Annotated in this window: 30 protein-coding genes; 15 read left to right on the top strand and 15 right to left on the bottom strand. The window is 71.4% G+C overall.

Going from position 1 to position 24,771, the window contains the following annotated elements:
- Nucleotides 1–6 precede the first annotated feature (6 nt).
- Nucleotides 7–585, bottom strand: a complete 579-nt coding sequence (locus tag QFZ75_RS13125) for an N-acetylmuramoyl-L-alanine amidase (RefSeq protein WP_307536685.1) — start codon at nucleotides 583–585, stop codon at nucleotides 7–9.
- A gap of 138 nt (nucleotides 586–723) precedes the next feature.
- Complete coding sequence (locus tag QFZ75_RS13120; RefSeq protein ID WP_307536683.1) at nucleotides 724–957, bottom strand: hypothetical protein; 234 nt, start codon at nucleotides 955–957, stop codon at nucleotides 724–726.
- A gap of 236 nt (nucleotides 958–1,193) precedes the next feature.
- On the opposite strand from QFZ75_RS13120, the gene QFZ75_RS13115 reads away from it, so the two are divergent.
- On the top strand, nucleotides 1,194–2,600 hold the full coding sequence (locus tag QFZ75_RS13115; RefSeq protein WP_307536681.1) for a family 2B encapsulin nanocompartment shell protein: 1,407 nt from the start codon (nucleotides 1,194–1,196) through the stop codon (nucleotides 2,598–2,600).
- A 124-nt stretch (nucleotides 2,601–2,724) separates the two neighbouring features.
- The gene (locus QFZ75_RS13110) at nucleotides 2,725–3,831 is read left to right on the top strand and encodes a family 2 encapsulin nanocompartment cargo protein polyprenyl transferase (RefSeq protein ID WP_307536679.1); all 1,107 of its coding nucleotides are present in this window, start codon (nucleotides 2,725–2,727) and stop codon (nucleotides 3,829–3,831) included.
- A 370-nt stretch (nucleotides 3,832–4,201) separates the two neighbouring features.
- On the opposite strand, the gene QFZ75_RS13105 is transcribed toward QFZ75_RS13110, so the two are convergent.
- Nucleotides 4,202–4,798 (bottom strand): TetR/AcrR family transcriptional regulator, encoded by a 597-nt coding sequence (locus QFZ75_RS13105; protein ID WP_307536677.1) that lies wholly within the window; start codon nucleotides 4,796–4,798, stop codon nucleotides 4,202–4,204.
- Nucleotides 4,799–4,917: 119 nt separating this feature from the next.
- Between QFZ75_RS13105 and QFZ75_RS13100 the strand changes: the two genes are divergently transcribed.
- The 4 genes from QFZ75_RS13100 to QFZ75_RS13085 all read left to right on the top strand — a co-directional run bounded on the left by QFZ75_RS13100 (nucleotide 4,918) and on the right by QFZ75_RS13085 (nucleotide 7,539).
- Complete coding sequence (locus tag QFZ75_RS13100) at nucleotides 4,918–5,502, top strand: dihydrofolate reductase family protein (protein WP_307536675.1); 585 nt, start codon at nucleotides 4,918–4,920, stop codon at nucleotides 5,500–5,502.
- A 59-nt stretch (nucleotides 5,503–5,561) separates the two neighbouring features.
- Nucleotides 5,562–5,780 (top strand): hypothetical protein, encoded by a 219-nt coding sequence (locus tag QFZ75_RS13095; RefSeq protein WP_307536674.1) that lies wholly within the window; start codon nucleotides 5,562–5,564, stop codon nucleotides 5,778–5,780.
- 98 nt (nucleotides 5,781–5,878) lie between these two features.
- Complete coding sequence (locus QFZ75_RS13090) at nucleotides 5,879–6,292, top strand: YciI family protein (RefSeq protein WP_307536672.1); 414 nt, start codon at nucleotides 5,879–5,881, stop codon at nucleotides 6,290–6,292.
- Nucleotides 6,293–6,321: 29 nt separating this feature from the next.
- Nucleotides 6,322–7,539: an RNA polymerase sigma factor gene (locus QFZ75_RS13085; RefSeq protein ID WP_307536670.1), complete on the top strand. Its 1,218-nt coding sequence runs from the start codon at nucleotides 6,322–6,324 to the stop codon at nucleotides 7,537–7,539.
- A gap of 106 nt (nucleotides 7,540–7,645) precedes the next feature.
- Here the strand turns inward: QFZ75_RS13085 and QFZ75_RS13080 are convergent, their stop codons facing one another.
- The 4 genes from QFZ75_RS13080 to QFZ75_RS13065 form a co-directional block, all read right to left on the bottom strand.
- Nucleotides 7,646–8,059 carry a VOC family protein gene (locus tag QFZ75_RS13080; protein WP_307536669.1) on the bottom strand — a complete coding sequence of 138 codons (414 nt, stop codon included), beginning with the start codon at nucleotides 8,057–8,059 and terminating at the stop codon, nucleotides 7,646–7,648.
- A gap of 4 nt (nucleotides 8,060–8,063) precedes the next feature.
- The gene (locus QFZ75_RS13075) at nucleotides 8,064–8,483 is read right to left on the bottom strand and encodes a helix-turn-helix transcriptional regulator (RefSeq protein ID WP_307536667.1); all 420 of its coding nucleotides are present in this window, start codon (nucleotides 8,481–8,483) and stop codon (nucleotides 8,064–8,066) included.
- Nucleotides 8,484–8,586: 103 nt separating this feature from the next.
- Complete coding sequence (locus tag QFZ75_RS13070) at nucleotides 8,587–9,351, bottom strand: GAF and ANTAR domain-containing protein (protein WP_307536665.1); 765 nt, start codon at nucleotides 9,349–9,351, stop codon at nucleotides 8,587–8,589.
- Nucleotides 9,352–9,843: 492 nt separating this feature from the next.
- Nucleotides 9,844–9,993 carry a hypothetical protein gene (locus QFZ75_RS13065; RefSeq protein ID WP_307536663.1) on the bottom strand — a complete coding sequence of 50 codons (150 nt, stop codon included), beginning with the start codon at nucleotides 9,991–9,993 and terminating at the stop codon, nucleotides 9,844–9,846.
- Here QFZ75_RS13065 and QFZ75_RS13060 point away from each other — a divergent pair.
- A complete protein-coding gene (locus tag QFZ75_RS13060; RefSeq protein WP_307536661.1) occupies nucleotides 9,976–10,611 on the top strand; it encodes an ANTAR domain-containing protein in 636 nt (211 codons plus the stop codon). The two genes, QFZ75_RS13065 and QFZ75_RS13060, sit on opposite strands and share 18 nt — an antisense overlap.
- Complete coding sequence (locus QFZ75_RS13055) at nucleotides 10,608–11,351, top strand: ANTAR domain-containing protein (protein WP_307536659.1); 744 nt, start codon at nucleotides 10,608–10,610, stop codon at nucleotides 11,349–11,351. The genes QFZ75_RS13060 and QFZ75_RS13055 overlap by 4 nt, the downstream gene beginning before the upstream one ends.
- 169 nt (nucleotides 11,352–11,520) lie before the next feature.
- Here QFZ75_RS13055 and sodN read toward each other — a convergent pair whose 3' ends face one another.
- Nucleotides 11,521–11,916 carry a superoxide dismutase, Ni gene (gene sodN / locus QFZ75_RS13050; protein ID WP_307536657.1) on the bottom strand — a complete coding sequence of 132 codons (396 nt, stop codon included), beginning with the start codon at nucleotides 11,914–11,916 and terminating at the stop codon, nucleotides 11,521–11,523.
- A 145-nt stretch (nucleotides 11,917–12,061) separates the two neighbouring features.
- Here sodN and sodX point away from each other — a divergent pair, with 145 nt between their 5' ends.
- Nucleotides 12,062–12,499: a nickel-type superoxide dismutase maturation protease gene (sodX, locus tag QFZ75_RS13045; protein ID WP_307536654.1), complete on the top strand. Its 438-nt coding sequence runs from the start codon at nucleotides 12,062–12,064 to the stop codon at nucleotides 12,497–12,499.
- On the opposite strand, the gene QFZ75_RS13040 is transcribed toward sodX, so the two are convergent.
- The gene (locus QFZ75_RS13040) at nucleotides 12,403–13,032 is read right to left on the bottom strand and encodes a CGNR zinc finger domain-containing protein (RefSeq protein WP_307536652.1); all 630 of its coding nucleotides are present in this window, start codon (nucleotides 13,030–13,032) and stop codon (nucleotides 12,403–12,405) included. The two genes, sodX and QFZ75_RS13040, sit on opposite strands and share 97 nt — an antisense overlap.
- Nucleotides 13,033–13,131: 99 nt before the next feature.
- Between QFZ75_RS13040 and QFZ75_RS13035 the strand changes: the two genes are divergently transcribed.
- Nucleotides 13,132–13,890, top strand: coding sequence for a trans-aconitate 2-methyltransferase (locus QFZ75_RS13035; protein WP_307536648.1), 759 nt, complete (start codon nucleotides 13,132–13,134; stop codon nucleotides 13,888–13,890).
- Nucleotides 13,891–14,127: 237 nt separating this feature from the next.
- Here QFZ75_RS13035 and QFZ75_RS13030 read toward each other — a convergent pair whose 3' ends face one another.
- From QFZ75_RS13030 to QFZ75_RS13020, 3 genes are read right to left on the bottom strand one after another with little or no spacing between them, the layout of a single operon-like run.
- Nucleotides 14,128–14,937: an amino acid ABC transporter ATP-binding protein gene (locus QFZ75_RS13030; RefSeq protein ID WP_373465858.1), complete on the bottom strand. Its 810-nt coding sequence runs from the start codon at nucleotides 14,935–14,937 to the stop codon at nucleotides 14,128–14,130.
- A complete protein-coding gene (locus QFZ75_RS13025) occupies nucleotides 14,934–15,878 on the bottom strand; it encodes an amino acid ABC transporter permease (RefSeq protein WP_307536645.1) in 945 nt (314 codons plus the stop codon). The genes QFZ75_RS13030 and QFZ75_RS13025 overlap by 4 nt, the downstream gene beginning before the upstream one ends.
- A 31-nt stretch (nucleotides 15,879–15,909) precedes the next feature.
- Nucleotides 15,910–16,872, bottom strand: a complete 963-nt coding sequence (locus QFZ75_RS13020) for an ABC transporter substrate-binding protein (RefSeq protein ID WP_307536642.1) — start codon at nucleotides 16,870–16,872, stop codon at nucleotides 15,910–15,912.
- 654 nt (nucleotides 16,873–17,526) lie between these two features.
- On the opposite strand from QFZ75_RS13020, the gene QFZ75_RS13015 reads away from it, so the two are divergent.
- From QFZ75_RS13015 to QFZ75_RS13000, 4 genes are all read left to right on the top strand, one after another.
- On the top strand, nucleotides 17,527–18,750 hold the full coding sequence (locus QFZ75_RS13015) for an NADP-dependent malic enzyme (RefSeq protein WP_307536641.1): 1,224 nt from the start codon (nucleotides 17,527–17,529) through the stop codon (nucleotides 18,748–18,750).
- 382 nt (nucleotides 18,751–19,132) lie between these two features.
- Nucleotides 19,133–20,098 (top strand): zinc-binding dehydrogenase, encoded by a 966-nt coding sequence (locus tag QFZ75_RS13010; RefSeq protein ID WP_307536639.1) that lies wholly within the window; start codon nucleotides 19,133–19,135, stop codon nucleotides 20,096–20,098.
- Nucleotides 20,099–20,221: 123 nt separating this feature from the next.
- A complete protein-coding gene (locus QFZ75_RS13005; protein ID WP_010984411.1) occupies nucleotides 20,222–20,431 on the top strand; it encodes a helix-turn-helix domain-containing protein in 210 nt (69 codons plus the stop codon).
- Nucleotides 20,431–21,069 carry a Clp protease N-terminal domain-containing protein gene (locus QFZ75_RS13000; RefSeq protein ID WP_307536637.1) on the top strand — a complete coding sequence of 213 codons (639 nt, stop codon included), beginning with the start codon at nucleotides 20,431–20,433 and terminating at the stop codon, nucleotides 21,067–21,069. The genes QFZ75_RS13005 and QFZ75_RS13000 overlap by 1 nt, the downstream gene beginning before the upstream one ends.
- A gap of 30 nt (nucleotides 21,070–21,099) precedes the next feature.
- Here the strand turns inward: QFZ75_RS13000 and QFZ75_RS12995 are convergent, their stop codons facing one another.
- The 3 genes from QFZ75_RS12995 to QFZ75_RS12985 all read right to left on the bottom strand — a co-directional run bounded on the left by QFZ75_RS12995 (nucleotide 21,100) and on the right by QFZ75_RS12985 (nucleotide 24,332).
- Nucleotides 21,100–22,179, bottom strand: a complete 1,080-nt coding sequence (locus QFZ75_RS12995) for a PadR family transcriptional regulator (protein ID WP_307536636.1) — start codon at nucleotides 22,177–22,179, stop codon at nucleotides 21,100–21,102.
- A 1-nt stretch (nucleotide 22,180) separates the two neighbouring features.
- Nucleotides 22,181–23,269 carry a DUF4097 family beta strand repeat-containing protein gene (locus QFZ75_RS12990; RefSeq protein WP_307536635.1) on the bottom strand — a complete coding sequence of 363 codons (1,089 nt, stop codon included), beginning with the start codon at nucleotides 23,267–23,269 and terminating at the stop codon, nucleotides 22,181–22,183.
- A gap of 874 nt (nucleotides 23,270–24,143) precedes the next feature.
- Nucleotides 24,144–24,332 carry a DUF6104 family protein gene (locus QFZ75_RS12985; RefSeq protein ID WP_307536633.1) on the bottom strand — a complete coding sequence of 63 codons (189 nt, stop codon included), beginning with the start codon at nucleotides 24,330–24,332 and terminating at the stop codon, nucleotides 24,144–24,146.
- Nucleotides 24,333–24,529: 197 nt separating this feature from the next.
- Between QFZ75_RS12985 and fxsA the strand changes: the two genes are divergently transcribed.
- Complete coding sequence (gene fxsA / locus QFZ75_RS12980) at nucleotides 24,530–24,706, top strand: FxSxx-COOH cyclophane-containing RiPP peptide (protein ID WP_307536632.1); 177 nt, start codon at nucleotides 24,530–24,532, stop codon at nucleotides 24,704–24,706.
- The last annotated feature ends 65 nt before the right edge of the window (nucleotides 24,707–24,771 follow it).

The raw sequence follows: 24,771 nt of genomic DNA, 5'->3' as shown, positions 1-24,771 counted from the left end.
CGCCCGTCACCCCAGGCGGTCGCGGATGCGGGCCCGCATGGCGGCCATCGTGAAGCCACGCGGATCGATCTTGCCCGGCTGCCATTCGAGATGCCCGATCACCGAGCGCTCCGTCCAGCCGTGGTGGCGGCAGATCGCCGCCGCGGCCCGCTCGATGGCCTCCAGCTGGACCTCCGGCCAGGGATCGTCGCCGTCGCCGAGGTTCTCGCACTCGAAGCCGTAGAAATGGCGGTTGCCGTCGGTGTTCGCCTCATTGTCCGGCGGGAGGGCCCGCTCGGCTATGACCGCGCGCAGGACGTCGTCGTCACCGAGGCCCGCGTGGTTGGCGCGGCCGTGACCCACGAGGTGGACGCGGCCGTCCTTCGTGATGACGCCGTGGCACAACGGGCCCGGCAGTCCGCTGTATCCGTCACGGCAGATCTCGACCGTCCGCTTGCTGCCCGACGTCACCGTGTGATGGATCATCACACCGTTGACCGGGCCCCAGGGGCCCTTGTGGTTGCGGTTGTGGGTCTCCCAGTCGCCGACCTCGACGACGGTGACCCCCTCGGCCTTGAGCCGGCTCAGCATTCTGCTCGCGGACATGGGTGAGGCCACAATTGCCTCCTCACAGTGCGCGACGGCCACCTTTCGCAGCCGCCTCGTACGCTGCTTGTACCCGGAAGTCGCCCTGAGCGACCACCGGTTCGCGCGACACGCGAGCGGCCGCCCGGGCGACCGCGGTCAGGCGCGCAGGAAGCCGTCCCCGTGCGTCGCGATGTGGCTCTCCACCGCCTGCAGTGCCTGCTGGGTGGCCTGCGGGGAGCCGCTGCCGCGCCGCTCCGCGAGGTAGGCCGCGCCGAGGTTCTTCAGCAGATCACCGCCGGCCCGCTGCGCCTGCACCTCGTCGATCTTCTGCTTGCCCTGCGTGAGGCCGCGCTGTGCTTGTTCCTTGGCGCGGTCCAGGAAGCCTGCCATGGCCGTCTCCTCCGTCGATCGTCCGTCCTGCCCGGTGAACGGGCGGCCCGATCTTGGAGTTCCCGGACGAAGATCCGCGAGCCCGGCGATCCCGGATGAACCGGGCGCGCCCGGAAGCGCACGCGATGCCCCGCTTCGCGAAGATCCATTCCCGCTCTTTCGTGTAATAGCACGAGCACGGTACGTGATGGAAGGGTTGTTCCCGCAGCTCGATGCACGATTGGGAAGGACGTCTCATGTCGGTAGGCGAAGAGACTCGCGCGGAGCAGGACCAGCCGCGGAAGAGTCTTGGCACATCCGCGGCGCGGAACCTGGCCACCACCACCAAGACCGCGCCACAGATGCAGGAGATCAGCTCACGATGGCTGCTGCGCATGCTGCCGTGGGTGAACGTGCAGGGCGGCACATACCGGGTGAACCGCAGGCTGAGCTACTCCGTGGGAGACGGCCGCGTCACCTTCGTCAAGACAGGTGACCGCGTCCAGGTCATCCCGGCGGAGCTCGGCGAACTGCCGGCACTGCGCACCTACGACGACCAGGAGGTGCTCGGGGAACTGGCCCAGCGCTGCGAGCAGCGCGAGTTCGGTCCGGGCGACGCCCTCACGTCCTTCGGCAGCCCGGCGGACGAGGTGTTCCTGCTCGCGCACGGCAGGGTCGAGAAGATCGGCACCGGGCCGTACGGCGACGACGCGGCCCTCGGAACGCTCGCCGACGGCGCCTACTTCGGCGACCAGTCGATCCTCGACCCGGACGCCATCTGGGAGTACACGGCCCGCGCGGTCACCGCGTGCACGGTCCTCACCCTGTCCCGCTCGCACTTCGAGCAGATCGCGGAGCGCTCCGACTCCCTGCGCGAGCACCTGGAGCGACTGCGCGCCATCCCGCACCAGCGCGCCAACAAGTACGGTGAGAAGGAGATCGACCTCGCGGCCGGCCACACCGGGGAACCGGCCATCCCGGGGACGTACGTCGACTACGACGCCGCGCCGCGCGAGTACGAACTCAGCGTCGCCCAGACCGTACTGCGCATCCACACGCGCGTGGCCGACCTCTACAACCAGCCGATGAACCAGACCGAGCAGCAGTTGCGGCTCACCGTGGAGGCGCTGAAGGAGCGCCAGGAGCACGAGCTCGTCAACAACCGCGAGTTCGGCCTGCTCCACAACTGCGAGTACGACCAGCGGCTCCAGCCGCACGACGGCGTACCCAGCCCGGACGACCTGGACGAACTGCTCACCAGGCGGCGCGGTACCAAGCTGCTGCTCGCCCACCCCCGGGCGATCTCGGCGTTCGGCCGCGAGCTCAACAAGCGGGGGCTCGTCCCGGAGACCCTGGACGTGGCCGGCCACCGCATCCCCACCTGGCGCGGCGTGCCGATCTACCCGTGCAACAAGATCCCGGTCAGCGAGACCAGGACGACCTCGATCATCGCCATGCGTACGGGCGAGGCCGAGCAGGGGGTCGTCGGGCTCCAGCAGGCGGGCATCCCGGACGAGATCGAGCCGAGCCTGTCCGTGCGGTTCATGGGCATCAGCGAGCAGGCGATCATGTCGTACCTGGTGACGACGTACTACTCGGCCGCGGTCCTCGTGCCGGACGCGCTCGGCGTACTGGAGAACGTCGAGATCGGCCGCTGGCGGTGACCTCCGGCGCGCTGCGGACCGTGTTCCCGCCCACCGGGACGGGTAGACCTCCGGGGTACGCGCCCGGTGCCAGCGGAACCGCCACCGTCCGCGCACCCTTCGAGACGGATCCACGGGTGAGCTCATGACGGAGACGCGGCAGAGCCCTTCACCCGCGAGGGAAGGACCCCGGCCGGACCGGGCACCGGTGCTCGTCAGGCAGCACGGTCCGCCCGACGAGCAGGAGGCGTCCGCGATCCTCGAGCGGGCCCGGACCTCGGTCGACCCCGAACTGCGCCGGGCCGTCGAGTCACTGCCCGCCCCGATGCGGCGGGTCGCGCTCTATCACTTCGGGTGGGAGCACGCGGACGGCACCCCGGCGGCGGGGAACGCGGGCAAGGCCATCCGGCCCGCGCTCGTCCTGGCCGCGACCGGGGCGCTGGGCGGGCACCGGGAGACGGCCGTCCGGGCCGCCGCCGCCGTGGAGTTGGTGCACAACTTCACGCTGCTGCACGACGACGTGATGGACCGGGACACCACCCGCCGGCACCGGCCCACCGCATGGGCGGTGTTCGGCGACGCCGACGCGGTCCTCGCGGGGGACTCCCTGCAGGCGCTGGCCCACCGGCTGCTCGCCGACGATCCGCACCCGGCGTCCTCGGCGGCGGCCGCGCGGCTGGCGAGCTGTGTCGTCGAGCTCTGCGCGGGGCAGCACGCGGACACCGCGATGGAGCGTCGCGGTCCCGGCGACATCACGCTCGCCGAGGTGCTCGCCATGGCCGAGGCCAAGACGGGCGCGCTGCTCGGATGCGCGTGCGCGATCGGGGCGCTGTACGCGGGCGCCGACGACGCGGACGTCGAGGCACTGGACGCGTTCGGGCGCGAGGCCGGGCTCGCCTTCCAGTTCATCGACGACGTGATCGGGATCTGGGGGGACCCGGGGAGCACCGGCAAACCGGCCGGGGCGGATCTCATGGCCCGCAAGAAGTCCCTGCCCGTGGTCGCCGCGCTCGCCTCCGGCACACCGGCGGCGGCCGAGCTCGCCGAGCTGTACCGGGTTCCCTACCGGGACGGTGACCTGGAGCGCACGGTCGTCGCCGTCGAGCGGGCGGGCGGCCGGGACTGGGCCCAGATACAGGCCGCCGACCGGATGGCCACGGCGCTGGACCACCTGTCCCGTGCGGTGCCGGATCCGCAGGCGGCGGAGGGTCTGCTGTCACTGGCGGAGTTCGTGACGCGCCGCAGCGGGTGATGCTGCCGCAGGCCCGAGGAGGGGAAGCCTGCGGCCGGCCCGAGGGGAGCGGGCGGGTGGGGTGACCTGAGGGGGAGGGGCGAGGGGGGAGGGGGGAAGACGGCGGGCGGCGGGGTGGCGGGGCCTTGGCTCACGCCGCCGCCCGGCCTTGCTCGGGTGGCTGTGTGCCGGTGCCCGAGCGCCGAGACACCGGAGTTCCCGCTCTCGTGCGGCACCTGACGGCGCGGCGAGGGGGAGGAGCTCCGGTGACGGTGGGCCCCGCGCATCCCCACGGTGCGCGGGACCCGCCGGTCCGCCCGGCCGGGGGCGCGGTGCGCCGGCCCCGGGGACGGTGCCGTTCGGCCGGCGTCGGGGTTCGGGTTGGCCGACGTCAGGATTCGGGGTGCGGGACGATCGTGGTGACGATGCGTTCCACCAGGCCGTCCGGCACCGTGACGCCCGGCAGGACGCCGTCCAGTACGCCCGGCAGGGTCAGGTGTTCGAGGATCAGGCCGAGCATGGCCAGGTAGAGGATCGTCACGGTCTCGTCGCCGCCCGGGAGGCCCGCCGCGCGGTGGAACTCCATGCCCTGTTCGAGGTCGCCGCGGACGGTCTTCGTGTACGAGGCCCGCAGCTCGGGGCGGCGGGTGGCCTCCAGGCGCATCTCCAGCAGCCCGAGGTAACCGGTGCGGTCCCGCCGGGCGCGGGCCATGAGGTCGTGCATGAAGGCCGTGATCAGGGAGCGGTCCCTCGGAGCCTTCAGGAGTTCCGCCATGACCTCCGGATCCGGAGCCAGCCGCTCGTGGAGGCGGGCGTCGATCTGCCGGAGCAGGTCGTCGCGGCCGGTGAAGTAGTTCGACGCGGTGCCCACCGGCACCCCGGCCTCGCCGTCCACCGCGCGGAAGGTCAGTCCGCGGGCCCCCTCGCGGGCCAGGACCTCCACACCGGCGTCGACCAGGGCGGCCCGGCGCTGCGGGTTGCTCACCATCCGGAACTCCTTCTCCCGCTTCGGTCCCGTACGGGAGGTCCGCGGTAATCGCCTTGCAACCACTACAACTGAAGCACTATGAATGGAGTGGTCAAGGCAGCCTACGGAAAGAGACCGGCTTGCGAAAGCTGACGTATGTCATCGCGTGCTCGATCGACGGCTTCATCGGTGGTCCGGACGGGGACGCGACGTCGATGGTCCGGTTCGTGGACGAGGAGTTCTTCGCGTTCCTCAAGGACGAGTACCCGGAGACGATGCCGACCCACGGCCGGCGTGCGACGGGCATCGACGACCTGGCGAACCGGAAGTACGACACGATCGTCCAGGGCCGCGCCAGCTACGACCTGGCGCTGCAGATCGACGTCACCAGCCCCTACGCCCATCTGCGCGAGTACGTCGCCTCCCGCACGCTCAAGGAGTCACCCGACCCGAACGTCGAGATCGTCGCCGAGGACCTGGTCGGCAGGGTCCGCGAACTCAAGGCGGAGGAAGGCGACTTCGGCATCTACCTGTGCGGCGGTTCGCAGGTCGCGGGCGAGCTGATCGACGAGATCGACGAGCTCGTCGTCAAGACGTACCCCATCGTGCTGGGCAGCGGTATGCCGATGTTCGCCGCCGGGTTCGCGATCACCGAGTTCACGCTCGGTGAGGTGCGCACCTTCAGGAACGGGGCGGTCGTGCGGACGTACAGCCGCAAACGCTGACCGGGGAGGGGGCCGTCGTTCGCCTTTCGGCCCGGCCCGTCCCGCAATATTCTGGGGCCATGACCAGCGATGAGTCCGTCTGTCCGGTCTGCGAGCAGTCCGTCGACACCGTCGTGCGTCGGCACAAGACCCTGGGCGTCTTCGTGCCCGTGTGGGCCCCCGGCCCCTGCCCGAACCCCCGTTGCGCCCGCCACGCGGCGGACGAGGAGAGCGAAGGGGCCGGCGCCGCACCGGCGCCGCCCGGGACATCCCGGACCGGTCCGGAACGGGATCGGTGAGAAAACTTTCCGCGGGTGTGTAGAGAACCGCGGACCCGGTCCGACGTCCCCTCCGAGAACCGCCCACCGCGGGCGGTCCGAGCCGAAGGAGCGGACCCATGAAGTACCTCCTGATGATCCAGGGCACCCAGGCGGACTACCAGGCGCAGAGCGGCAAGGCCACCGGCGACGCGCCCGCCTGGACCGAGCAGGACCTGCGGACGATGTACGCGCACATGGGCGCCATCAACAACGACCTCGCCGAGAGCGGCGAGATCGTCGACGCCAACGGTCTGGCGGAGCCGGCCCGGGCCCGCTTCGTCGAACTGGGCCCGGACGGGAAGACCGTGATCACCGACGGGCCCTACGGCGAGACCAAGGAAGTGCTCGCCGGTTACTGGGTGCTGGACTGCGCCGGCCTGGAGCGGGTCACGGAGATCGCCGCCCGGGTCCTCGAATGCCCGGTCCCCCAGGGAACGAAGCAGTACCCGCTGGTCATCCGGCCGATCTTCGACGTCGGCGGGGACGTGTGAACCGTGTCCCGGGGCACCCGTCCCACGGTATGAGCGAGACCGAGGACCTGCTGCGCCGGCACGCGCCGCAGGTCCTTGGGGCGCTCGTACGGCGGTACGGGCACTTCGACTCCGCCGAGGACGCCGTGCAGGAGGCGCTGCTCGCGGCGGCCGGGCAGTGGCCGGCGGACGGGGTGCCCGACAACCCGCGCGGCTGGCTGATCAAGGTCGCCTCGCGGCGGCTCACCGACGTGCTGCGCAGCGAGGAGGCCCGGCGGCTGCGGGAGGAACGGGTGGCGGCGCTGTCCCCGCGCGACGCGTTCACGGCGCCGCCGCCCGGGGCGGATCGCGCCCCGTCCGAGGACGACACGCTCACCCTGCTCTTCCTCTGCTGCCACCCCGACCTCAGCCCGCCCGCGCGGATCGCGCTCACGCTGCGCGCGGTGGGCGGTCTGACGACCGCCGAGATCGCCCGCGCGCACCTCGTGCCCGAGGCGACCATGGCCCAGCGCATCAGCCGGGCGAAACAGAAGGTCAAGGGCGTGGGCTTCGGCCGTCCCGAGAACGGGGAGGAGCGGCTGCCCGCGGTGCTGCACGTCCTGTACCTGATCTTCAACGAGGGGTACACGGCCACGTCGGGTACGGCGCTGCAGCGGGCCGGACTCGCGGGCGAGGCGATCCGGCTGACCCGTACGGCACACCGTCTGCTGCCCGACGTCCACGAGGTCACCGGGCTGCTCGCGCTGATGCTCCTCACCGACGCCCGCCGGGCCGCGCGCACCGGACCGCACGGCGAGCTGGTCCCGCTCGACGAACAGGACCGGACGCTGTGGGACAAGGCGGCCGTCGAGGAAGGCGTGGCGCTGGTGACCCACGCGCTGACCCGGCGCCGGCCCGGCCCGTACCAGCTGCGGGCCGCGATCGCCGCCGTCCACGACGAGGCCGCCTCGCCCGGCGACACCGACTGGCGGCAGATCCTCGGCCTCTACGACCTCCTGGTGCGGTTCGTGCCCGGCCCCGTCGAGCGCCTCAACCGGGCGGTGGCCGTCGCGATGGTGCACGGGCCGGAGGCGGGACTCGCCGAACTGGCGCCGCTCGAGGCCGAGCTGTCGGCGGGGCACCGGCTCGACGCGGTCCGCGCCCACCTTCTGGAACGCGCCGGTGACACCGCGGCCGCGTACGCCGCCTACGAGTCGGCGGCCGGCAAGACGCTCAGCCGCCCGGAACAGCACTACCTCCGGGCCCGCGCCGCCCGCCTGGGACCGTAGCGAGCGGGCGAGCGAACGGGCGAGCGAACGGGCGGACGGACAGGCGGACGGACGAGCGGGCGGGCGACTGACCGAGCGACCGTGCCGGTGCCGGAGGCGGGGCCTCTCAGACCTTGCGCTGGGTGAAGCGCAGGAGGTTGCCCGCGGGGTCGCGGACCGCGCAGTCGCGGACCCCGTACGGCTGGTCCATCGGCTCCTGGAGGACGTCGGCGTCCGCGGCGAGCAGTCGCTCGTACGTCGCGTCGCAGTCCTCCGTGGTGAAGATGACGCCCCGGAGCAGTCCCTTGGCCAGCAGCTCGGCCACCGCCTGCCGGTCGGCCGCCGCGGCGTTCGGATCGGCCAGCGGCGGCTCCAGGACGATCTCCACGTCCGGCTGGAGCGGGGGCCCGACGGTCACCCAGCGCATGCCCTCGAAACCGACGTCGTTGCGGACCTCCAGGCCCAGCACGTCACGGTAGAAGGCGAGCGCCCGGTCGTGGTCGTCGACCGAGATGAAGCACTGCGAGATTTTGAGGTCCATGACGTCACGCTAGGGGCTGGGACTTCGCCGCGGTACGGCGCACCGGTCGCGTGTACATCTTCGCCACGCACGCCGGGATCGCCGCCCCCGGCTCGTGCGACCGCGCCCGGTACGCGCTCGGCGTCTCCCCGACCAGCTCCGTGAAACGGGAGCTGAACGAACCGAGCGACGTGCACCCCACGGCGAAGCAGACCTCTGTGACACTCAGGTCGCCGCGTCTGAGCAGTGCCTTCGCGCGCTCCATGCGGCGCGTCATGAGATAGCCGTACGGCGTCTCGCCGAAGGCGGCCCGGAAGCTGCGCTGGAAGTGGCCGGGAGACATCAATGCGGTGCGCGCGAGCATGGGCACGTCCAGCGGCCCGGCGTACTCACGGTCCATGCGGTCGCGGGCCCTGCGCAGTCGCACCAAGTCCTCCGTGGTCATGCCCGCAGCATCGCACAGCCCACTGACAGCGCCCTCGGTCCGTGGTCCGAGCGGGAGAACGCTCCACCGCGACCGCGGTCACCCTGCGACCGCGCGGCAGCCGTCAGCGGGCCGGCCGCAGCCGGGGGAAGGGCGGGCTGTCGGCCGGGCTGGCGACGATCAGCGCGGCCAGGTCGGCGAGTTTCATCCGGTTCGTGCGGGCATGGCCGCGCAGGCGGTCGAAGGCCTCCTTGAGGTCGCAGTCGAAGCGTTCGACCAGGATGCCCTTGGCCTGCTCGATGACGATCCGGCTGTTCAGGGCGGTCTGCAGCTGATCGGCCCGGCCCAGGGCGTCGCGCAGCACGTCGCGGTGGCCCAGCCCGACGGCCGTGGCGTCGGCCAGGAGCAGGGCCCAGCGGATGCCGGACGGCCCCAGCCGGCCGTGCTGGTGGTACAGGTCGAGCGCGCCCAGGGTCCGCTCCTGGTGGACGAGCGGCACGGACGTCACGGCGGTGAAGCCCTCGACGAGGGCGCGGCTGGTGAAGTGGGGCCAGCGGGTCCGGTTCTGCGGGTGGGACAGCGGGATGTCGGCCAGGGGTTTCCTGCTCCTGCCGCGCGAGACGTCCGGGCAGGGCCCTTCGCGCAGCTCCGCCTGCAGACGCTCCAGCCGGCGCGCCCGGCCGTCGGACGCGGCCATGGGCCCGGGGGCCCCCGCCGGGCCGAGGAGGCTGCAGGCCGCCTCCTCCACCCCCGGCACGAGGACCGTGACCTGTGCGAGCCGTCGCAGGAGATGTGCCTCGTCCTCGCCCCGGGCCGGTGCGTCGGCGAGGGCGAGCAGGTTCGCGGCCACTTCCTGCGCCCTGCCGGGATCGAGCGGTTCGGTGTTCATCACATATGTCCTGAGGAGCTGGATGGCGAAGCCGAGCCGGAACGCGCGGCTCCTGGGTGCCAGGGCGTCGCACCCGGGCGGGGGCCGCGTCGTTTGTGCACAACAGCCAAGCACAAAGCGCCACAGGTCTACTACCGTGCGTCGGATCCGGTGGTATCTTCCGGCCGCGCCCGTCGGGGCATGACGTCCCGTCACGTGGGCGGCCGTACCGGAGCCCGGAGCCCGGAGCCCGGAGGCGAGGTGCGGCCGGAAGGGACCGGCGGCCGCAAGGGCCGGGGCGTACCGGAAAGGCCGGGACGCGGCGGTGGGGCGACGCGACGGGCGGACGGCGGTCCGCGCGGAGCGCGCCCGTGGGCGATACCGGCGCATCATGCTGCCGGCTGAGCGGCGGGGCGGAGGTGAAGCCGATGCGGCCCGGGAACCGCGACGGCGGGGACGAGATGCCCGGCCGGCCCTCCGAGACGGAGGACCGCCGCCGGATCACGGAGGCCTTCACGCCCCTCTGACCGCGTCCGCCCAGGTGCGGCTGGCACCGGACCTGTTGTGCCGGGCCTGCGTGGACCTGCTTCCGGTCAGCGGCGCCTCGATCTCCATCAGCGGGAACAGCACGGTCCAGGCGCTGTGGTGCGCCGGCGACGACACGGCGGCACGCCTCGCCGAGGCGCAGTACACGCTGGGCGACGGCCCCTGCCGGAGCGCCCTCGTCCGGGCCACCCCGGACCTCATCGGGGGCCGGACGCCCGGCGCTGGCCGGTCTTCGCGCACCAGGCCGTCGATCTCGGGGTCCGGGCGGTCCTCTCGCTGCCGCTCGGCACCGGCGCGCCGGCGCTCGGCACCCTCGACCTCTACCGGGACAGCGCGGGGTCCCTGTCCGTACGGGACCTGCGGATCGCCCTGCTGGTACGGGACGCGGTCACTTTCGCGGTACTGAGCCTCGAAGCGGCGCCCGACGGCTCCGGACCGGCGGACAGCTCGGCGGACGGCCCGGCGGACGGTTCGGACGTGGCGTCATGGGTGGACGCGGCCCAGGCCGACCACGCCGAGGTCCATCAGGCCGTCGGCATGGTCATGGTGCAGACCGGGGCGGATCCTGACCAGGCTTTGGACCGTCTGCGGGCGTACGCCTTCGCGCATGAGTACACGGTCACCGAAGTGGCACAGGAGATCCTGGCCCGGACACTGCGTTTCCGGCGGACGGGTGATGATCAGCTGAAGGGCCGCGGTCGGCTCGGCGACGAAGGAGACGGTGACCGGTCATGATGCGAGAAGAGCAGCTCGCCGACGCGTTCGTCGGGCTGGCCGACACCCTCGCCGAGGGCTTCGACCCGGTGGTCCTGCTGGACCGCCTGGTCGGGTACTGCGTCGGCATCGTCGGAGCCGACACGGCCGGGGTCGTGATGGCCACCGTCCGCGGTGATCTCCGTACGATGTCGGTCTCGGCCGCTCCGGATCCGGCCGGTACGGCCCCGGCCGGACTGATCGGGACGCAGACCGCGGAGGGCCCCGGCCTGGACTGCTACGCGACCCGCCTGCCGGTGGACGCACCCCGTCTGCACGGGCTCGGCGACCGCTGGCCGCGGTTCACGGCACAGGCCCTGGAGGCCGGTTACGGTGCCGCGCACGCGCTGCCCCTGCGGGTCGGCCGCCAGACCGTCGGGTTCGTGAGTCTCCTGCTGACCGCGCCGGACGGCCTCGCGCCGGGCGACCTGCGACTGGCCCAGGCGCTCGCCGACGTGGCCGCCGTGGCCCTGGTCCACTGGAGCCCGGACCCGGCCAGACCCATGGACATCCTCACCCGTGTCCAGGCGGCCGTCGCCGCCAGGGCCACCGTGGAGATGGCGCGGGGCATGCTCGTCGAGCACGGCGGGCTCGACCCCGCACGGGCGATGGAGGCCCTGCGGGTCCACAGCAGCCGCAACGGCAACCGGCTCACCGCGACCGCCCGGGCCCTGGTCCGCCGCACCCTGGAGCCGGCCGAGGTGCTCGCCGCCCTGACGTGACCGCGGCCCGCCGGGCCCGGCGGAGCCGAGCGGTCCGCGGCGGGGAACGACCGCACCCGGACCGCTTCGGACGCCGTGGTGGGCGGCCTGCTGCGGACCGGGTGCGGTCGGGAGGATGCCGGGTCCGGCAGCGCGCGCGAGCGCGCGGACCGGACGGCTCGACGCGGGGTCAGGCCTTCTTGGTCTCCCAGAAGATCTTGTCGATCTGGGCGATGTAGTCCAGCGCCTTCTGGCCCGTGGCCGGGTCCGTCGAGGCCTTCGCGGCCGAGAGGGCCTTGAGGGTGTCGTTGACCAGCTGGTGCAGTTCCGGGTACTTCTCGAAGTGCGGAGGCTTGAAGTAGTCGCTCCACAGCACCGAGACGTGGTGCTTGGCGAGCTCGGCGCGCTGCTCCTTGATGACGGTGGCACGCGTCTGGAAGTGCGCGTCGTCGTTGGCGGCCATCTTTTCCTGGACGGCCTTCACCGACTCCGCCTCGATGCGGGCCTGGGCAGGGTCGTACACGCCGCAGGGCAGGTCGCAGTGTGCGCTGACCTTGACCTTGGGGGCAAACAGGCGGGAAAGCATGGAGCTGTCCTTCCTCGTGATCGTCTTCTCAGGTGGGACATTACTCCGTGAGGGACGGGTTTTCGCGGGTGCCCCCATGGGCTTAGGACAAAAGTCCAGGGTCAGACTGGGACTGGTGGAGGATAGGACCGGGGAGGTGCCGGGGATGCCGGAGCTGTCGCAGGAGACCGAGCGCACGAGGGGCGTCCTGCCCTTCGGGGCCGCCGAGGTGACGGGACCGTCCATGGTGCCCACGCTGCAGCACGGGGACCGCCTCGTGGTGCAGTACGGGGCCAGGGTCCGGCCCGGTGACGTCGTCGTGCTGCGCCATCCGTTCCAGCAGGACCTGCTGGTCGTCAAGCGCGCGGCCGAGCGGCGCGAGGGCGGCTGGTGGGTGCTCGGCGACAACACGTTCGCCGGCGGCGGGGACAGCAGGGACTACGGGACCGTGCCCGGGGAGCTCGTCCTGGGGAAGGTGCGCTTCCGCTACCGGCCGTTGCGCAAGGGTCAGCGCTCGCCGTTCGCGCTCGCGCGCTGGGCGCTGTCGGCCGCCAGGCCGGTGCTCTCCGACCGGTCCGCCTCCTGGCGCTTGCGCGCGCGGTAGGCGGCGACGTTGGCCCGGGTCGCGCAGCGGTCCGAGCAGTAACGCCGGGAGCGGTTCGTCGAGGTGTCGAGATAGGCGTTGCGGCACGGCGCCGCCTCGCACAGGCCCAGGCGGTCGACCCCGTACTCGGTGAGGTGGAAGGCCAGGCCCATGGCAGCGATCGCGGCGTACCCCGCGGTCGCGTTCGAAGGATGGTCCGCGAGGTGCATGTGCCACAGCGGGCGGCCGTCGTCGTCCCGGAAGTCGTGGCCCGAGATCTGCGGGCTGACCGGGAACTCCAGCAGCAGTGAGTTCAGCAGGTCCACGGCGAGCGTCTCGTCGCCGCCGTCCGCCGCCTCGAAGACCGCGCGCAGCCGGGCCCGTACGCCGCGGAAGCGGGTCACGTCCGAGTCGTTGGCGCGGCGGGCCGCCGAGGCGTTGCCCCCGAAGAGGTCGCGGACGGCCTCGACCGAGGTGAGCGTGTCCTTGCCCCGGGCCGGCTCCTCGCTGTTGACGAGACGGACGGCGTAATCCGAGTAATAGGCCAGTTCCACTTGTAGTCCTTACGAGGGCGCTCTATGGTCGTGGTGCGGACACGTAATGGCTGATGGTGCCTCCAGGGTATTACATACTGGAGGGGAAAAGGGGCTCACATGACGACCACCCTCGGTTCCGACTGGCATGCGTGGCAGGAGAGCTGGGACCGGCAGCAGGAGTGGTACCTGCCCGACCGCGAGGAGCGCTTCCGGGTCATGCTCGACATGGTCGGGGCGCTGGTGGGCCCCGAGCCGCGCGTGCTGGACCTCGCGTGTGGTACGGGAAGTATCACGGCCCGGCTCCTCGAAAGGTTCCCGGAGGCGGTCAGTACCGGCGTCGATCTCGATCCGGCGCTCCTGGCCATCGCCGAGGGCACGTTCGCGGGCGACGACCGGGTCACGTTCGTCACGGCCGATCTCAAGGACCCCGACTGGGCGGCGCGGCTGCCGTACGACTCGTACGACGCCGTCCTCACCGCGACCGCGCTGCACTGGCTGCACAGCGAGCCGCTGGCGGTCCTGTACGGCCAGGTCGCCGGGCTCGTGCGGGACGGCGGGGTGTTCATGAACGCGGACCACATGATCGACGAGGCGACCCCGCGGATCAACGCGGCGGACCGGGCGCAGCGGCATGCCCGGATGGACGGGGCGAAGGCCGCGGGCGTCCTGGACTGGGCCGAATGGTGGCAGCTCGCCGCGGCGGATCCGGTGCTCGCGGAGCCGACGGCCCGGCGGTTCGAGATCTACGGGGAGCACGCGGACGGGGACACGCCGTCCGCCGAGTGGCATGCCCGCACCCTTCGCGCGGCCGGCTTCGCGGAGGCCCGCGAGGTCTGGCGCTCCCCGTCGGACGCGCTGGTCCTGGCCCTGAAGTAGCCGGCTGCTCCTCGCCCCCGCCGCCCCTTCCCTCCCCCCATCGCCCCTGGGGGCTGCGCCCTCAGCCCCCCATCGCACAGTTCCCCGCGCCTCCGCGCCCTCGGGCGCGCGGGGAACCGCGCGATCAGCCCCCACCGGGCCCGCAGACGACCGACGACCCGGCGTCGGCCGAGGACGGCGGAGGGGCGGTACGGAAACCCGTACCGCCCCTTCACCACCCGGCCGACCCGCCGGAGGCTAGAGCACCTTCGACAGGAACGACTGCGTCCGCTCGTGCTGCGGATTGGTCAGCACGTCCCGCGGGTGGCCGGACTCGACCACCACACCCTCGTCCATGAAGACCAGCGAGTCGCCGACCTCCCGCGCGAACCCCATCTCGTGCGTGACGACGACCATCGTCATGCCCGACTCGGCGAGGTCACGCATGACGTCGAGGACGTCACCGACGAGCTCCGGGTCGAGCGCCGACGTCGGCTCGTCGAAGAGCATCAGCTTCGGCTCCATCGCCAGCGCCCGCGCGATGGCGACCCGCTGCTGCTGCCCGCCGGACAACTGCGACGGGTAGTTGCCCGCCTTGTCGGCGAGACCGACCCGCTCCAGGAGCTGTCCCGCACGCTCCCGCGCCTGCGCCCGGTTCACGCCCTTGACCTGGACCGGCGCCTCCATGACGTTCTCGAGCGCCGTCATGTGCGGGAACAGGTTGAAGCGCTGGAACACCATGCCGATGTCCCGCCGCTTCAGCGCGACCTCGCTGTCCTTGAGCTCGTAGAGCTTGTCGCCCTTCTGGCGGTAGCCGACCAGCTCCCCGTCCACGTACAGCCGCCCGGCGTTGACCTTCTCCAGGTGGTTGATGCACCGCAGGAACGTCGACTTGCCGGAGCCGGACGGGCCGATGAGGCAGAAGACCTCGCCGGGCCTCACCTCGAGGTCGATGCCCTTGAGGACCTCGACCGGCCCGAAGGACTTGTGGACGCCCTCGGCCTTCACCATCAACGTACCGGCGCCCCTCGGCGTACCGGAGTCCACCTTCGTCACATCGGCGGTCATGCGGTTGCTCCTCCGCCCTTGCGGCTCGACAGGGACAGTACGTTCGCCCTGATCCTCTGGAACGGGGTGGCCGGCAGCGCACGGCTCGAACCGCGGGCGTAGTACCGCTCGACGTAGTACTGCCCGACGCTGAGCACCGAGGTCAGGACCAGGTACCAGGCGGCGGCCAGGAAGTACATCTCCACCGGTGCGCCCGACGACTGCCCGATGTCCTGGGCGTAGCGGAACAGCTCGGCGAACTGGACCACCGACACCAGCGAGGTCGTCTTCAGCATGTTGATGACCTCGTTGCCCGTGGGGGGCACGATCACGCGCATCGCCTGCGGGATCACGATCCGCCGCAGGGTCTTGCCGTGGCTCATGCCCAGGGCGTGCGAGGCCTCGGTCTGGCCCTCGTCGACCGACAGCAGGCCGGCGCGGCAGATCTCCGCCATGTACGCGGCCTCGTTGAGACCGAGCCCGAGGAGCGCCGTCAGCAGCGGCGTCATGAAGCTCGACCACTCGTCCTTGTAGACCGGGCCGAGGTTGATGTACTCGAAGACCAGTCCCAGGTTGAACCAGACGACGAGCTGGACCAGGACCGGGGTGCCCCGGAAGAACCAGATGTAGAACCAGGCGATCGACGAGGTCACCGGGTTCCTCGACAGGCGCATCACCGCGAGGAGGATGCCGCCCACGATGCCGATCAGCATCGACAGGACGGTGAGCAGCATCGTCTGGCCGACGCCCTTGAGGATCCGGTCGTCGAAGAAGTAGTCCGGTACGGCGCCCCAGTTGATCTTGCCCTGGGCGAACGCGTAGACGATCGCCGCGAAGAGCGCGATCGCGACGACCGCCGAGACGTACCGCCCGTAGTGCCGGACCGGGATGGCCTTGATGGCCTCCGGTCCGCCCGGGGGAGTGCTCTCGGGGCCGGCTGTCTTGTCGATGTCAGCAGTCACGGATGTTGCCTTTCAGCGCCGCCGGTCGCGGTCACTTGCCGCCGTTGAGGGTGGCTTCCTTCACGGCACCCGCCCCGACGCCCCACTTCGCGATGACCTTGTCGTACTCGCCGTTCTTGATGATCGCGTCGAGCGCGGCCTGCAGGGCGTCCCGCAGCCCGGTGTTCGACTTGGCGACCGCGATGCCGTACGGGGCGGCCTCGACCTGCTCACCGACGACCACGAAGTCCTTGCCGCCGCCGGAGGTCTTCGCCGCGTACGCCGCCACGGGGAAGTCCGAGGAGCCGGCGTCGGCGCCACCGGCGCGCAGCCGGGTCTGGGCCTGCTGGTCGTTGTCGAAGGCCTCGATGGAGAGCTTCTTGCCCGCCGGACACTTCTTGGCCTGGGCCTTGGCGAGGTCGTTGGAGACCGTGTTGCGCTGCACCACGATCTTCTTGCCGCACAGGTCGTCCCAGGTCTTGATGGACTGCTCGTCGCCCTGCTTGGTGTAGATCGAGACGCCCGCGGTGAAGTAGTCGATGAAGTCGACGCCCTCACCGACCTTCTTGCCGGTCTCGGAGTCGACGCCCTCCTGGCGGTCCTTGGTGTCCGTCATCGCCGACATCGCGATGTCGTACCGCTTGGAGCGCAGGCCGGTGAGCAGCGTGTCGAAGGTGCCGTTCTCGAACTCGAACTTCACGCCGAGCTGCTTGCCCATCGCGTCGGCGAGGTCGGGGTCGATGCCGACCGTCTTGCCGGAGTCGTCCTTGAACTCGACGGGCGCGTACGCGATGTCCGAGCCGACCTTGATGACGCCCTTGTCGCGGACGGCCTTGGGCAGCTTGTCGGCGAGCGGCGCCGAGCTGGAGGCCGAGGTGTCCGAGCTGCCGCCGTCCTTGTCCTCGGTCTGGTCACCGCAGCCGGTGAGCAGCAGGGTGCCTGCGACCGCGATCGCACCGACCGCGGCTATCCGGGACTGCGCGGTGGTCGTACGACGGGTGGAGCGTGCGGTCATGGTGGGTTCCTCCGGCGGGTGGGTGGAGTTGCCGATGGGTCGGCAGGAGCCGATGGGTCGACGAGAACACACACCTTCGGGTGTCGCGACCTCGTGTGATTACGGCATCTTGCCATTCGGACTCACGCCTTCAGGCTTCCTGCCATGTCAAAATCGGATAACGGGTGACCCCCCGACCGGACCCGGTCGGTCCGGCATGACCGGATCTTGTGCGGAAATCCCCCGTAAGGGCCGGAAGATCTACGGTGAACACCGAGGTGCGGACGACCGCTTCCGGGCATTTTGGGCACCATGGTGCTTACCGGCTGCTAATTCCCACCATATGCTTGTTCGACCCATTCGGTCATGACTCATGTCACCGGTATGTGACCTTCGCCCTCCGGTATACGGGTCCGGGCCCCTCGGTCCGCCCTCCGCGGCGGTCCGCGTGTGACCTTCGCTCCATCGACTCGTCCGCGGTGCGGTCCGTCCGGTAAGAAGGTTCCTCACACCCCTCATCCGGGGCTCAGGGCGCGTGTGCGGCGCGCCCGTCGCGCGCGTCCCGTGCCCAACGGTCATCAGGGACGCAACAGTCGTCAGGGACGTGCGCGGTGCCCGCCCGCTCCTCACCCGGAGCGGACCCTCAACCGTTTAAGACTTAAGGGGTAAAACAAAGTGGCAGCGGAGATCGTCAATCCTCGCAGCGACAGCAGTACGGATCAGGACGGCGGGGCCGAGCCCCTCGATTCCTTCGACCCGGTGTTCGCGCTGCACCGCGGCGGCAAGATGGCCGTGCGGGCCACCGTGCCCGTCCGCGACAAGGACGACCTGTCCCTGGCGTACACGCCCGGCGTCGCGAAGGTCTGCACGGCCATCGCGGAGCGGCCGGAACTCGTCCACGACTACACGTGGAAGTCGTCCGTGGTCGCCGTCGTGACGGACGGGACCGCCGTGCTCGGACTCGGCGACATCGGACCCGAGGCCTCGCTCCCCGTCATGGAGGGCAAGGCGATCCTGTTCAAGCAGTTCGGCGGGGTCGACGCCGTGCCGATCGCGCTGGGCTGCACGGGTGTCGACGAGATCGTCGAGACCGTGGTGCGGCTCGCGCCGTCCTTCGGCGGCGTCAACCTGGAGGACATCTCGGCGCCGCGGTGCTTCGAGATCGAACGTCGGTTGCAGGAGCGGCTCGACATTCCCGTCTTCCACGACGACCAGCACGGGACGGCCGTCGTCACGCTGGCGGCCCTGCGGAACGCCGCACGGCTGACCGGGCGGTCGCTCGGACAGCTGCGGGCCGTGATCTCGGGTGCGGGTGCGGCCGGGGTGGCCATCGCCAAGTTCCTGCTGGAGGCGGGGCTCGGCGACGTCGCCGTCGCGGACCGCAAGGGGATCGTGTCGGCCGACCGGGACGATCTGACGCCGGTCAAGCGGGAACTGGCCGTCATGACCAACAAGGCGGGGCTGTCCGGCTCGCTGGAGTCCGCGCTCGCCGGCGCCGACGTCTTCATCGGCGTGTCCGGCGGTACGGTGCCGGAGCCGGCTGTGGCCTCCATGGCCGAGGGCGCGTTCGTGTTCGCCATGGCGAACCCCACTCCCGAGGTGCACCCGGATGTCGCGCACAGGTACGCGGCGGTCGTCGCGACCGGGCGGTCCGACTATCCGAACCAGATCAACAACGTGCTGGCGTTCCCCGGGATCTTCGCGGGGGCGCTGCAGGTGCGGGCCTCCCGGATCACCGAGGGGATGAAGATCGCGGCGGCCGAGGCGCTGGCGTCGGTCGTCGGCGACGATCTTGCCGCTGACTATGTGATTCCGTCACCGTTCGACGAGCGGGTGGCTCCGGCGGTCACCGCGGCGGTCGCGGCGGCGGCCCGGGCGGAGGGTGTCGCTCGCCGCTGACCCGTCCGGCCGGTACCGCCCGGCCGGCCTGGTGGTGTGTCCGGGTCCCGTCCTGGTGGGCGGGGCCCGGATTCGTGTGTGGGGGAGGGGAAAGGGGCCCGGGTCCGAGGGCCAGGGCCGGGTGCGGGGCGCCGGATGCCGGTCCGTTGTGGCTGGTCGCGCAGTTCCCCGCGCCCCTGAGGGGCGGGGCGGATGAGGGTGCTCGCACGGTTGCCGGTGCCCTTGGAGGTGGGCCTTCGCCGGGGTTTTCCAGGGGCGCGGGGAACTGCGCGAGCGGCCTCCGCCGGGCCGCGGACGGCACACGCACCCGGGGCCCGGTGGGGGACGCGTGTCACAGGCGGGTCCGGTTCCGTCGGAGGCGGGTGCCCCCTAGGGTCGGGACATGTTCGCCGCCTACGCCTCCCGCATCGACCGCGACCAGCCGCTCAACGGCCTCGAACTGGGTGAACGCCCCGCCCCCGAGCCCCGGCCCGGCTGGACGACCGTGAACGTCAGGGCCGCCTCCCTCAACCACCACGACCTCTGGTCGTTGCGAGGCGTCGGCCTCGCCGAGGACAAGCTGCCCATGATCCTCGGCTGCGACGCCGCCGGCATCGACGAGGACGGCAACGAAGTCGTACTCCACTCCGTCATCGGACAGACCGGGCACGGCGTCGGCCCGGAGGAACCACGGTCCATCCTCACCGAGCGCTACCAGGGGACCTTCGCGGAACAGGTCTCCGTACCCACCTGGAACGTCCTCCCCAAGCCCGCCGAGCTCTCCTTCGAAGAAGCCGCCTGCCTTCCCACCGCCTGGCTGACGGCCTACCGCATGCTCTTCACCAACGCGGGCGTACGCCCCGGTGACTCCGTCCTCGTCCAGGGCGCCGGCGGCGGCGTCGCCACGGCCGCCATCGCACTCGGCAAGGCCGCGGGACTGCGCGTCTTCGCCACCAGCCGGGACGAGGCCAAGCGCAAGCGGGCCCTCGAACTGGGCGCGGTGGAGGCCCTGGAATCCGGCGCCCGTCTGCCGCACCGCGTGGACGCCGTCATCGAGACCGTCGGCGCCGCCACCTGGTCCCACTCCGTCAAGTCCCTCAAGCCCGGCGGCACCCTGGTCATCTCGGGCGCCACGAGCGGCGACCGCCCTGCGCACGCCGAGCTGACCCGCATCTTCTTCCTCGAACTCAAGGTCGTCGGCTCCACGATGGGCACCAAGGACGAACTCGAGGACCTGCTGTCCTTCTGCGCCGCCACCGGCGTCCGCCCCGTCATCGACGAGATCCTCCCTCTGGACCGGGCCCGCGAGGGCTTTGGGCGCATGGAGTCCGGTGAACTCTTCGGCAAGGTCGTTCTGACCGCCTCATGAACCCTTCCGAACCCTCGATGACCGCTTCCTGACCGCCCCGTGACCACCTCCCTGGCCGTCCCGCACACCCAAGCGTGTCAACTGAGATTGACATGCTTGGGTGTGTCAATCTAAGTTGACATCATGACCGAAGCAACGGATCTCGCCGAGCGTGCCGGCGACCGTGATCCGCGGATCGGGCTGCGAGCCGTCTCCGCCTTGCGGCGGCTGCTGGAGCAGCTCGAAGCGGTACAGGTGCGCAGCGCGCGCAATCAGGGCTGGTCGTGGCAGGAGATCGCCGCGGAACTGGGTGTCAGCAGGCAGGCCGTGCACAAGAAGTACGGGAGGCAGTGATGTTCGAACGGTTCACCAAGGACGCCCGCGCGGTGGTCCTGGGCGCGGTCGGCCACGCCGAGCGGCTGGATGCGGAAACGGTCGAGGAACAGCACCTGCTGCTGGCCCTCCTCGACCGCGAGGCGAGCCGCGCGTCGTTCGCCCTGACGTCCCTGGGGCTCGGCGGGCGCCGGGACTCCGTCGAGCGGGCCCTCGCCGAGGCGCGTCGTCGCGGCGGCCTCTCCCGCGCCGACACGGACGCGCTCTCGGAACTGGGCATCGACGTCTCGGCCATCGTCTCGCGCGTCGAGGAGGCCCATGGCGAAGGCGCGCTGGAGGCCGCGCACGGTGAGGGGAGGGGTGGCGGGAAAGCCGGCGGCAAAGGCGACGGCGGGACCGGTGGACGGAGCCGCGGACGGTGGTCCGGGTTCGTCGGCGGCCGCCGTCCCTTCGCCCGGGGTGCCAAGGACCTCCTCACGGAGTCCCTGCGCGTCGCCCTCGCCCGGCACGACCGGCACATCGGCGACGAACACCTCCTGCTCGCCCTCACCGCCCGCCCCGGCGTCCCCGCGGAGGTCCTGGCCGACCACGGGGTGACCCACGCGTCATTGCGGCGCGTGCTGTACGGCGACGACGGGGGAGAGGCGAAGGCGAGCTGAGGACCGAGGCGGTGCCGGGCCGCCGTTCGGTCAGCCTCTCGGCGTCCGCAGCACCGCACCTATGCGCGCCGCCGCCGCCGACAAGTGGCCTCGTGTGGCACGGAGCTGTTCCTCGGTCACCCCGTGATCGCGGGCCGCGTCGCGGATGTCGTCCCGGAAACGGTCCAGCAGACGGTCCAGATCGCGGGCGGGATCACCCGTCGAGTCCTCATGGGCCCAGGAGGGCTCGTAGTCGGCGGGGAAGTCCTCGGGGGTGGCCGTGCAGTCGGGCTTCTCCGGTCCGGTGCCGGCCCGAGGGCCCGCCTCGTGCCGGCCGAAGCCGAAGTCCTTCCCGAACTCGCTGCCGAAGTTCTTGCCGAAGTCGCCGAACTCCTTGGCCAGATCGGTGAGGCCCTCTCTGACCCCCGTCGGCCAGTCGCCCCGGGTGAAGTGGTCCTGCACCTGGTCCTGGACGCGCTTGGCGATGCGCTGGAGCTCTTCCTGCGCCTGGACCCGGGCCCGCTCCTGGGCCTCCTTGGCCTGGTGACGGGCCCGCTGGGCCTCCTCGCGGGCCCGGCGGCTCTCGTCCTTGGCGCGGCGCGCCTGCTCCTTCCACTCCTGCTTGATGCGGCGCATCTCCTCCTTGGCGACGCGCCACGACTCCTTGTCCCCGAGGTCGCTGAAGTCTCCGCGGGCGCCTTCGCGGCCGGCACCTCCACCGGTGCCGGACCCGGTGGAGCCGCGCTGTGACTCGCTGGCCGCGGCCCGCATCTCGCGGCGCAGGTCTCCCGCGGCGCCGCGCACGTCGGCACGGATCTCCGCGGCGAGCTCGGCGACCGACTCGCGGATCTCCAGTTCCAGATCGGCCAGTTCGCCGCTGCGGTCGGCCAGCTCGGCACGGCCCGCGTCCGTGATCGCGTACACCTTCCGGCCGCCCTCGGTGGTGTGGGTGACCAGGCCCTCGGCCTCCAGCTTGGCCAGCCGGGGGTAGACGGTGCCGGCCGACGGCGCGTACAGCCCCTGGAACCGTTCCTCCAGGAGGCGGATCACCTCGTAACCGTGGCGCGGTGCTTCGTCGAGCAGCTTCAGCAGGTACAGCCGCAGGCGGCCATGGGCAAAGACGGGAGCCATGTCAGAGCCCCTTCTGGTGGTGGGTCGGGCCGTCGGGGGAACCGTCGGTGCCGTCGTGAACGGAGTGCTGTGCGCAGGGGGCGGTGGGAGCGGAGTCGGAGGCCGGGGACGCGGATCCGGTGCCGGACGCCGAAGCGAACCCGGTCCCGGCCCCGGTCCCGGTTCCTGACGGGTCAGGGACCGTGTCCTGTGGTTCATCCTCCCCGACCGCCGCCCCCTTCCCGAAATCGACTCCCGTCTCATCGGCTTCCTCGTCCCATGGCTCGTCCCACGGTTCGTCCTCCGCGGGAGGCCTCCTGAGCAGGGCGATGGAACCGGAGACGGTGGTCGCCTTCAGGCGTCCGTTGCCCGCGCCGAGCCTGCCGGTTATCTTCTTGGCGCCCCAGCCGCCGCAGACCCTGAGGTCTTCGAAGGCGCTGGAGACCGAGCCGCTCGCCGAGTCGACCTCGACCTCCGCGTCCGCCGGGTGCGGCAGACGGACGGCGATCTCTCCCGAGACGCTGGTCAGGCTGAGGTCACTGGCCGGCCCGGCCGGATCGAGGTCGACGATCACGGAGCCGCTGATCGTCTCGGCCCGTACGGAGGGACTCGAGCCTTCGATGACGGTCAGGTCCCCGGAGACGGAGTTGAGGCGGAGGTCGCCGGTGAGGGCCTGGGCTTCCACGTTCCCCGACACGGTGTCCGTGCGGACCGGGCCGGAGAGGCCCACGAGTGCGGTGTCGCCGAAGACGCCTTTCACCACCGCCTGCCCTTCGATGCCGGAGACCATGGCCGTGGCGCCGACCACACCCACCTCGACGCGCGTGCGTGCCGGAACGGCCAGCGAGACCACCGCGCTGCGGCGCCAGCCCTTGCGGTCGAGCCACTTGAGGAAGCCCTTCCAGGGCAGGTCCTCGTAGGCGATCGTGAGTACGCCGTTCTCCTGGGTCACCGTCAGTGGCGGCCCTTCCATCGAAGACACTTCGAGGCGGGCGGAACCCTCGTCGATCCCTACGACGTTCACCGTTCCGTTGACGATGCGCACATGGAGGGACGTCACCGGTTCGTCGAACGTGAGCTTCCTCGGCTCTGCGACGGACCACTCGGACATGGCGCGGACCTCCTCGACTGGACGGGACGCGACACGCAATATCGCGTCTTCCGCTATTCACGATATATCGCGGATCCGGGAAGTCAAGGCACTCTTTCCGGTGATCTGAGCGGCCGCTGTGCGGACGATTGGGAATGATCCGGGCCCATGCCGCCCCTTGAGTCGCAGGTCTCCCACCCGTTTCTCGCCGCCCGGGCCCCGGGCGGCCGGCGCCCTGCCGCTCTGCCGCGCGGAACCGGAAGCGGTCGAAGCCGTCGCCCGGCTGCTTCGGGAGCGCATGCTGCTCGTCCCGGCGGGACGGGAGCGGAGCGTGCCGGTCCTGGAGGGGACGCCCTGGCCGCAGGGTGGTGAACCGGTCGACCGCGTTCTCGCCGACTGGGCGGGCGCGCCACGGGCTTTTTCGGCGCGCGGTGGGTCACGAGTGGCCGGCGAACGGCACGCCTGTGGGGTCTGCTCGCCGTCCTCACGCAGGTGGGGATCATGCTGTCGGCCGGGCTCGGCCCCGGTGATCAGGCCGGCCGCCGCCGTGAGGCGGTCCGCGGCCTGTCCGGTGTCCGGACCGTCGAGTGGCCCGGGCTGGGGCATGCCGTCCGGGCCGAGACCGCCGTCGTGGAGAACGGCCGGCTGGGGCGTGGCTGCCCTCGGCGGGTACCGGCAGGGCGCAGGGGCTCGCACTGGCCCGGGTGGCTGTGGGGCTGCCGCTGATGGTGCGGGGGGCTGCCGTGTCGCGGGCAAGGGTCTCGACGTATCCCCGTGCGGGGGGTGAAGCCGGGGCCCCTCGCTCCTGGGGCTGCGGCCCCCGGACTCCCCTGTCGCGTCGCGCGTTCGTCCTCAGGCGCCGGAGGGGCTGCTGAAGAGGGCGGACCCCGCCTGCCTACTCGTCGTCCTCGTCCGCGTCGTCGTCCAGGCGGGCCAGCCAGGTCGCCAGGCGTTCGACCGGGACCTCGAAGTCCGGGTTCAGGTCGACGAACGTGCGCAGCTGTTCGGCGAGCCACTCGAAAGTGACCTCTTCCTCGCCGCGCCGCTTCTCCAGCTCTTCGATACCGCGGTCGGTGAAGTACATGCGTGGTGCTCCGTCGTTCTCGCTGAAATCCTGTACAGCAGGATAGGCGGAGTGCATCCGGGCTTCTGGCGCACACTGGCTCGATGCCTGCCGCACCGACTGGGTATGTCCTACGGGACGGTAGGGCGTCGAGGGCGGCCCGGCCGCCACCACCGGCCACGGTGTGACGCCGTGGACCGGAAGGAGGGAGTCAGGGGATGGGCGAACAGGACGACGCACAGGGGGCCGAGGAGCCGCTGCCGGATCTTCTCGCGATGGGGCTCGCGGAACTGAGGGCGATCGACCATCCTGTGCTCGCCGAGGTGCTGGCGGAACTCCGGGAGCGGGCGGAGCAGCCGAGCGAGATGCTGTGGGGGTTCAACAACGCCTTCTGAACCGCCGTCCGAAACACCGTCCGAGCCGCGCAGGTCCCGGCCGCACCTGCCGGTTCCGGTCGATC

The sequence above is a fragment of the Streptomyces sp. V3I8 genome, from assembly GCF_030817535.1.
GTDB lineage: Bacteria > Actinomycetota > Actinomycetes > Streptomycetales > Streptomycetaceae > Streptomyces.
Note: the sequence above shows the minus strand (reverse complement) of the source record. Positions and strands in the feature narration are given on the sequence as shown.

Excerpts from the sequence above, each read along its gene's own strand:
- QFZ75_RS13075 (WP_307536667.1), bottom strand. The coding sequence starts at position 8,483 with ATGACCACGGAGGACTTGGTGCGACTGCGCAGGGCCCGCGACCGCATG.
- QFZ75_RS13055 (WP_307536659.1), top strand. The coding sequence starts at position 10,608 with ATGATGCGAGAAGAGCAGCTCGCCGACGCGTTCGTCGGGCTGGCCGAC.
- QFZ75_RS13080 (WP_307536669.1), bottom strand. The coding sequence starts at position 8,059 with ATGGACCTCAAAATCTCGCAGTGCTTCATCTCGGTCGACGACCACGAC.
- sodN (WP_307536657.1), bottom strand. The coding sequence starts at position 11,916 with ATGCTTTCCCGCCTGTTTGCCCCCAAGGTCAAGGTCAGCGCACACTGC.
- QFZ75_RS13020 (WP_307536642.1), bottom strand. The coding sequence starts at position 16,872 with ATGACCGCACGCTCCACCCGTCGTACGACCACCGCGCAGTCCCGGATA.
- QFZ75_RS13085 (WP_307536670.1), top strand. The coding sequence starts at position 6,322 with ATGAGCGAGACCGAGGACCTGCTGCGCCGGCACGCGCCGCAGGTCCTT.
- QFZ75_RS13005 (WP_010984411.1), top strand. The coding sequence starts at position 20,222 with ATGACCGAAGCAACGGATCTCGCCGAGCGTGCCGGCGACCGTGATCCG.
- QFZ75_RS12985 (WP_307536633.1), bottom strand. The coding sequence starts at position 24,332 with ATGTACTTCACCGACCGCGGTATCGAAGAGCTGGAGAAGCGGCGCGGC.
- QFZ75_RS13070 (WP_307536665.1), bottom strand. The coding sequence starts at position 9,351 with ATGAACACCGAACCGCTCGATCCCGGCAGGGCGCAGGAAGTGGCCGCG.
- QFZ75_RS13125 (WP_307536685.1), bottom strand. The coding sequence starts at position 585 with ATGTCCGCGAGCAGAATGCTGAGCCGGCTCAAGGCCGAGGGGGTCACC.
- QFZ75_RS13110 (WP_307536679.1), top strand. The coding sequence starts at position 2,725 with ATGACGGAGACGCGGCAGAGCCCTTCACCCGCGAGGGAAGGACCCCGG.
- QFZ75_RS13120 (WP_307536683.1), bottom strand. The coding sequence starts at position 957 with ATGGCAGGCTTCCTGGACCGCGCCAAGGAACAAGCACAGCGCGGCCTC.
- QFZ75_RS12990 (WP_307536635.1), bottom strand. The coding sequence starts at position 23,269 with ATGTCCGAGTGGTCCGTCGCAGAGCCGAGGAAGCTCACGTTCGACGAA.
- QFZ75_RS13090 (WP_307536672.1), top strand. The coding sequence starts at position 5,879 with ATGAAGTACCTCCTGATGATCCAGGGCACCCAGGCGGACTACCAGGCG.
- QFZ75_RS13030 (WP_373465858.1), bottom strand. The coding sequence starts at position 14,937 with ATGACCGCCGATGTGACGAAGGTGGACTCCGGTACGCCGAGGGGCGCC.
- QFZ75_RS13010 (WP_307536639.1), top strand. The coding sequence starts at position 19,133 with ATGTTCGCCGCCTACGCCTCCCGCATCGACCGCGACCAGCCGCTCAAC.
- QFZ75_RS13035 (WP_307536648.1), top strand. The coding sequence starts at position 13,132 with ATGACGACCACCCTCGGTTCCGACTGGCATGCGTGGCAGGAGAGCTGG.
- QFZ75_RS13095 (WP_307536674.1), top strand. The coding sequence starts at position 5,562 with ATGACCAGCGATGAGTCCGTCTGTCCGGTCTGCGAGCAGTCCGTCGAC.
- QFZ75_RS13000 (WP_307536637.1), top strand. The coding sequence starts at position 20,431 with ATGTTCGAACGGTTCACCAAGGACGCCCGCGCGGTGGTCCTGGGCGCG.
- QFZ75_RS12995 (WP_307536636.1), bottom strand. The coding sequence starts at position 22,179 with ATGGCTCCCGTCTTTGCCCATGGCCGCCTGCGGCTGTACCTGCTGAAG.
- QFZ75_RS13105 (WP_307536677.1), bottom strand. The coding sequence starts at position 4,798 with ATGGTGAGCAACCCGCAGCGCCGGGCCGCCCTGGTCGACGCCGGTGTG.
- sodX (WP_307536654.1), top strand. The coding sequence starts at position 12,062 with ATGCCGGAGCTGTCGCAGGAGACCGAGCGCACGAGGGGCGTCCTGCCC.
- fxsA (WP_307536632.1), top strand. The coding sequence starts at position 24,530 with ATGGGCGAACAGGACGACGCACAGGGGGCCGAGGAGCCGCTGCCGGAT.
- QFZ75_RS13115 (WP_307536681.1), top strand. The coding sequence starts at position 1,194 with ATGTCGGTAGGCGAAGAGACTCGCGCGGAGCAGGACCAGCCGCGGAAG.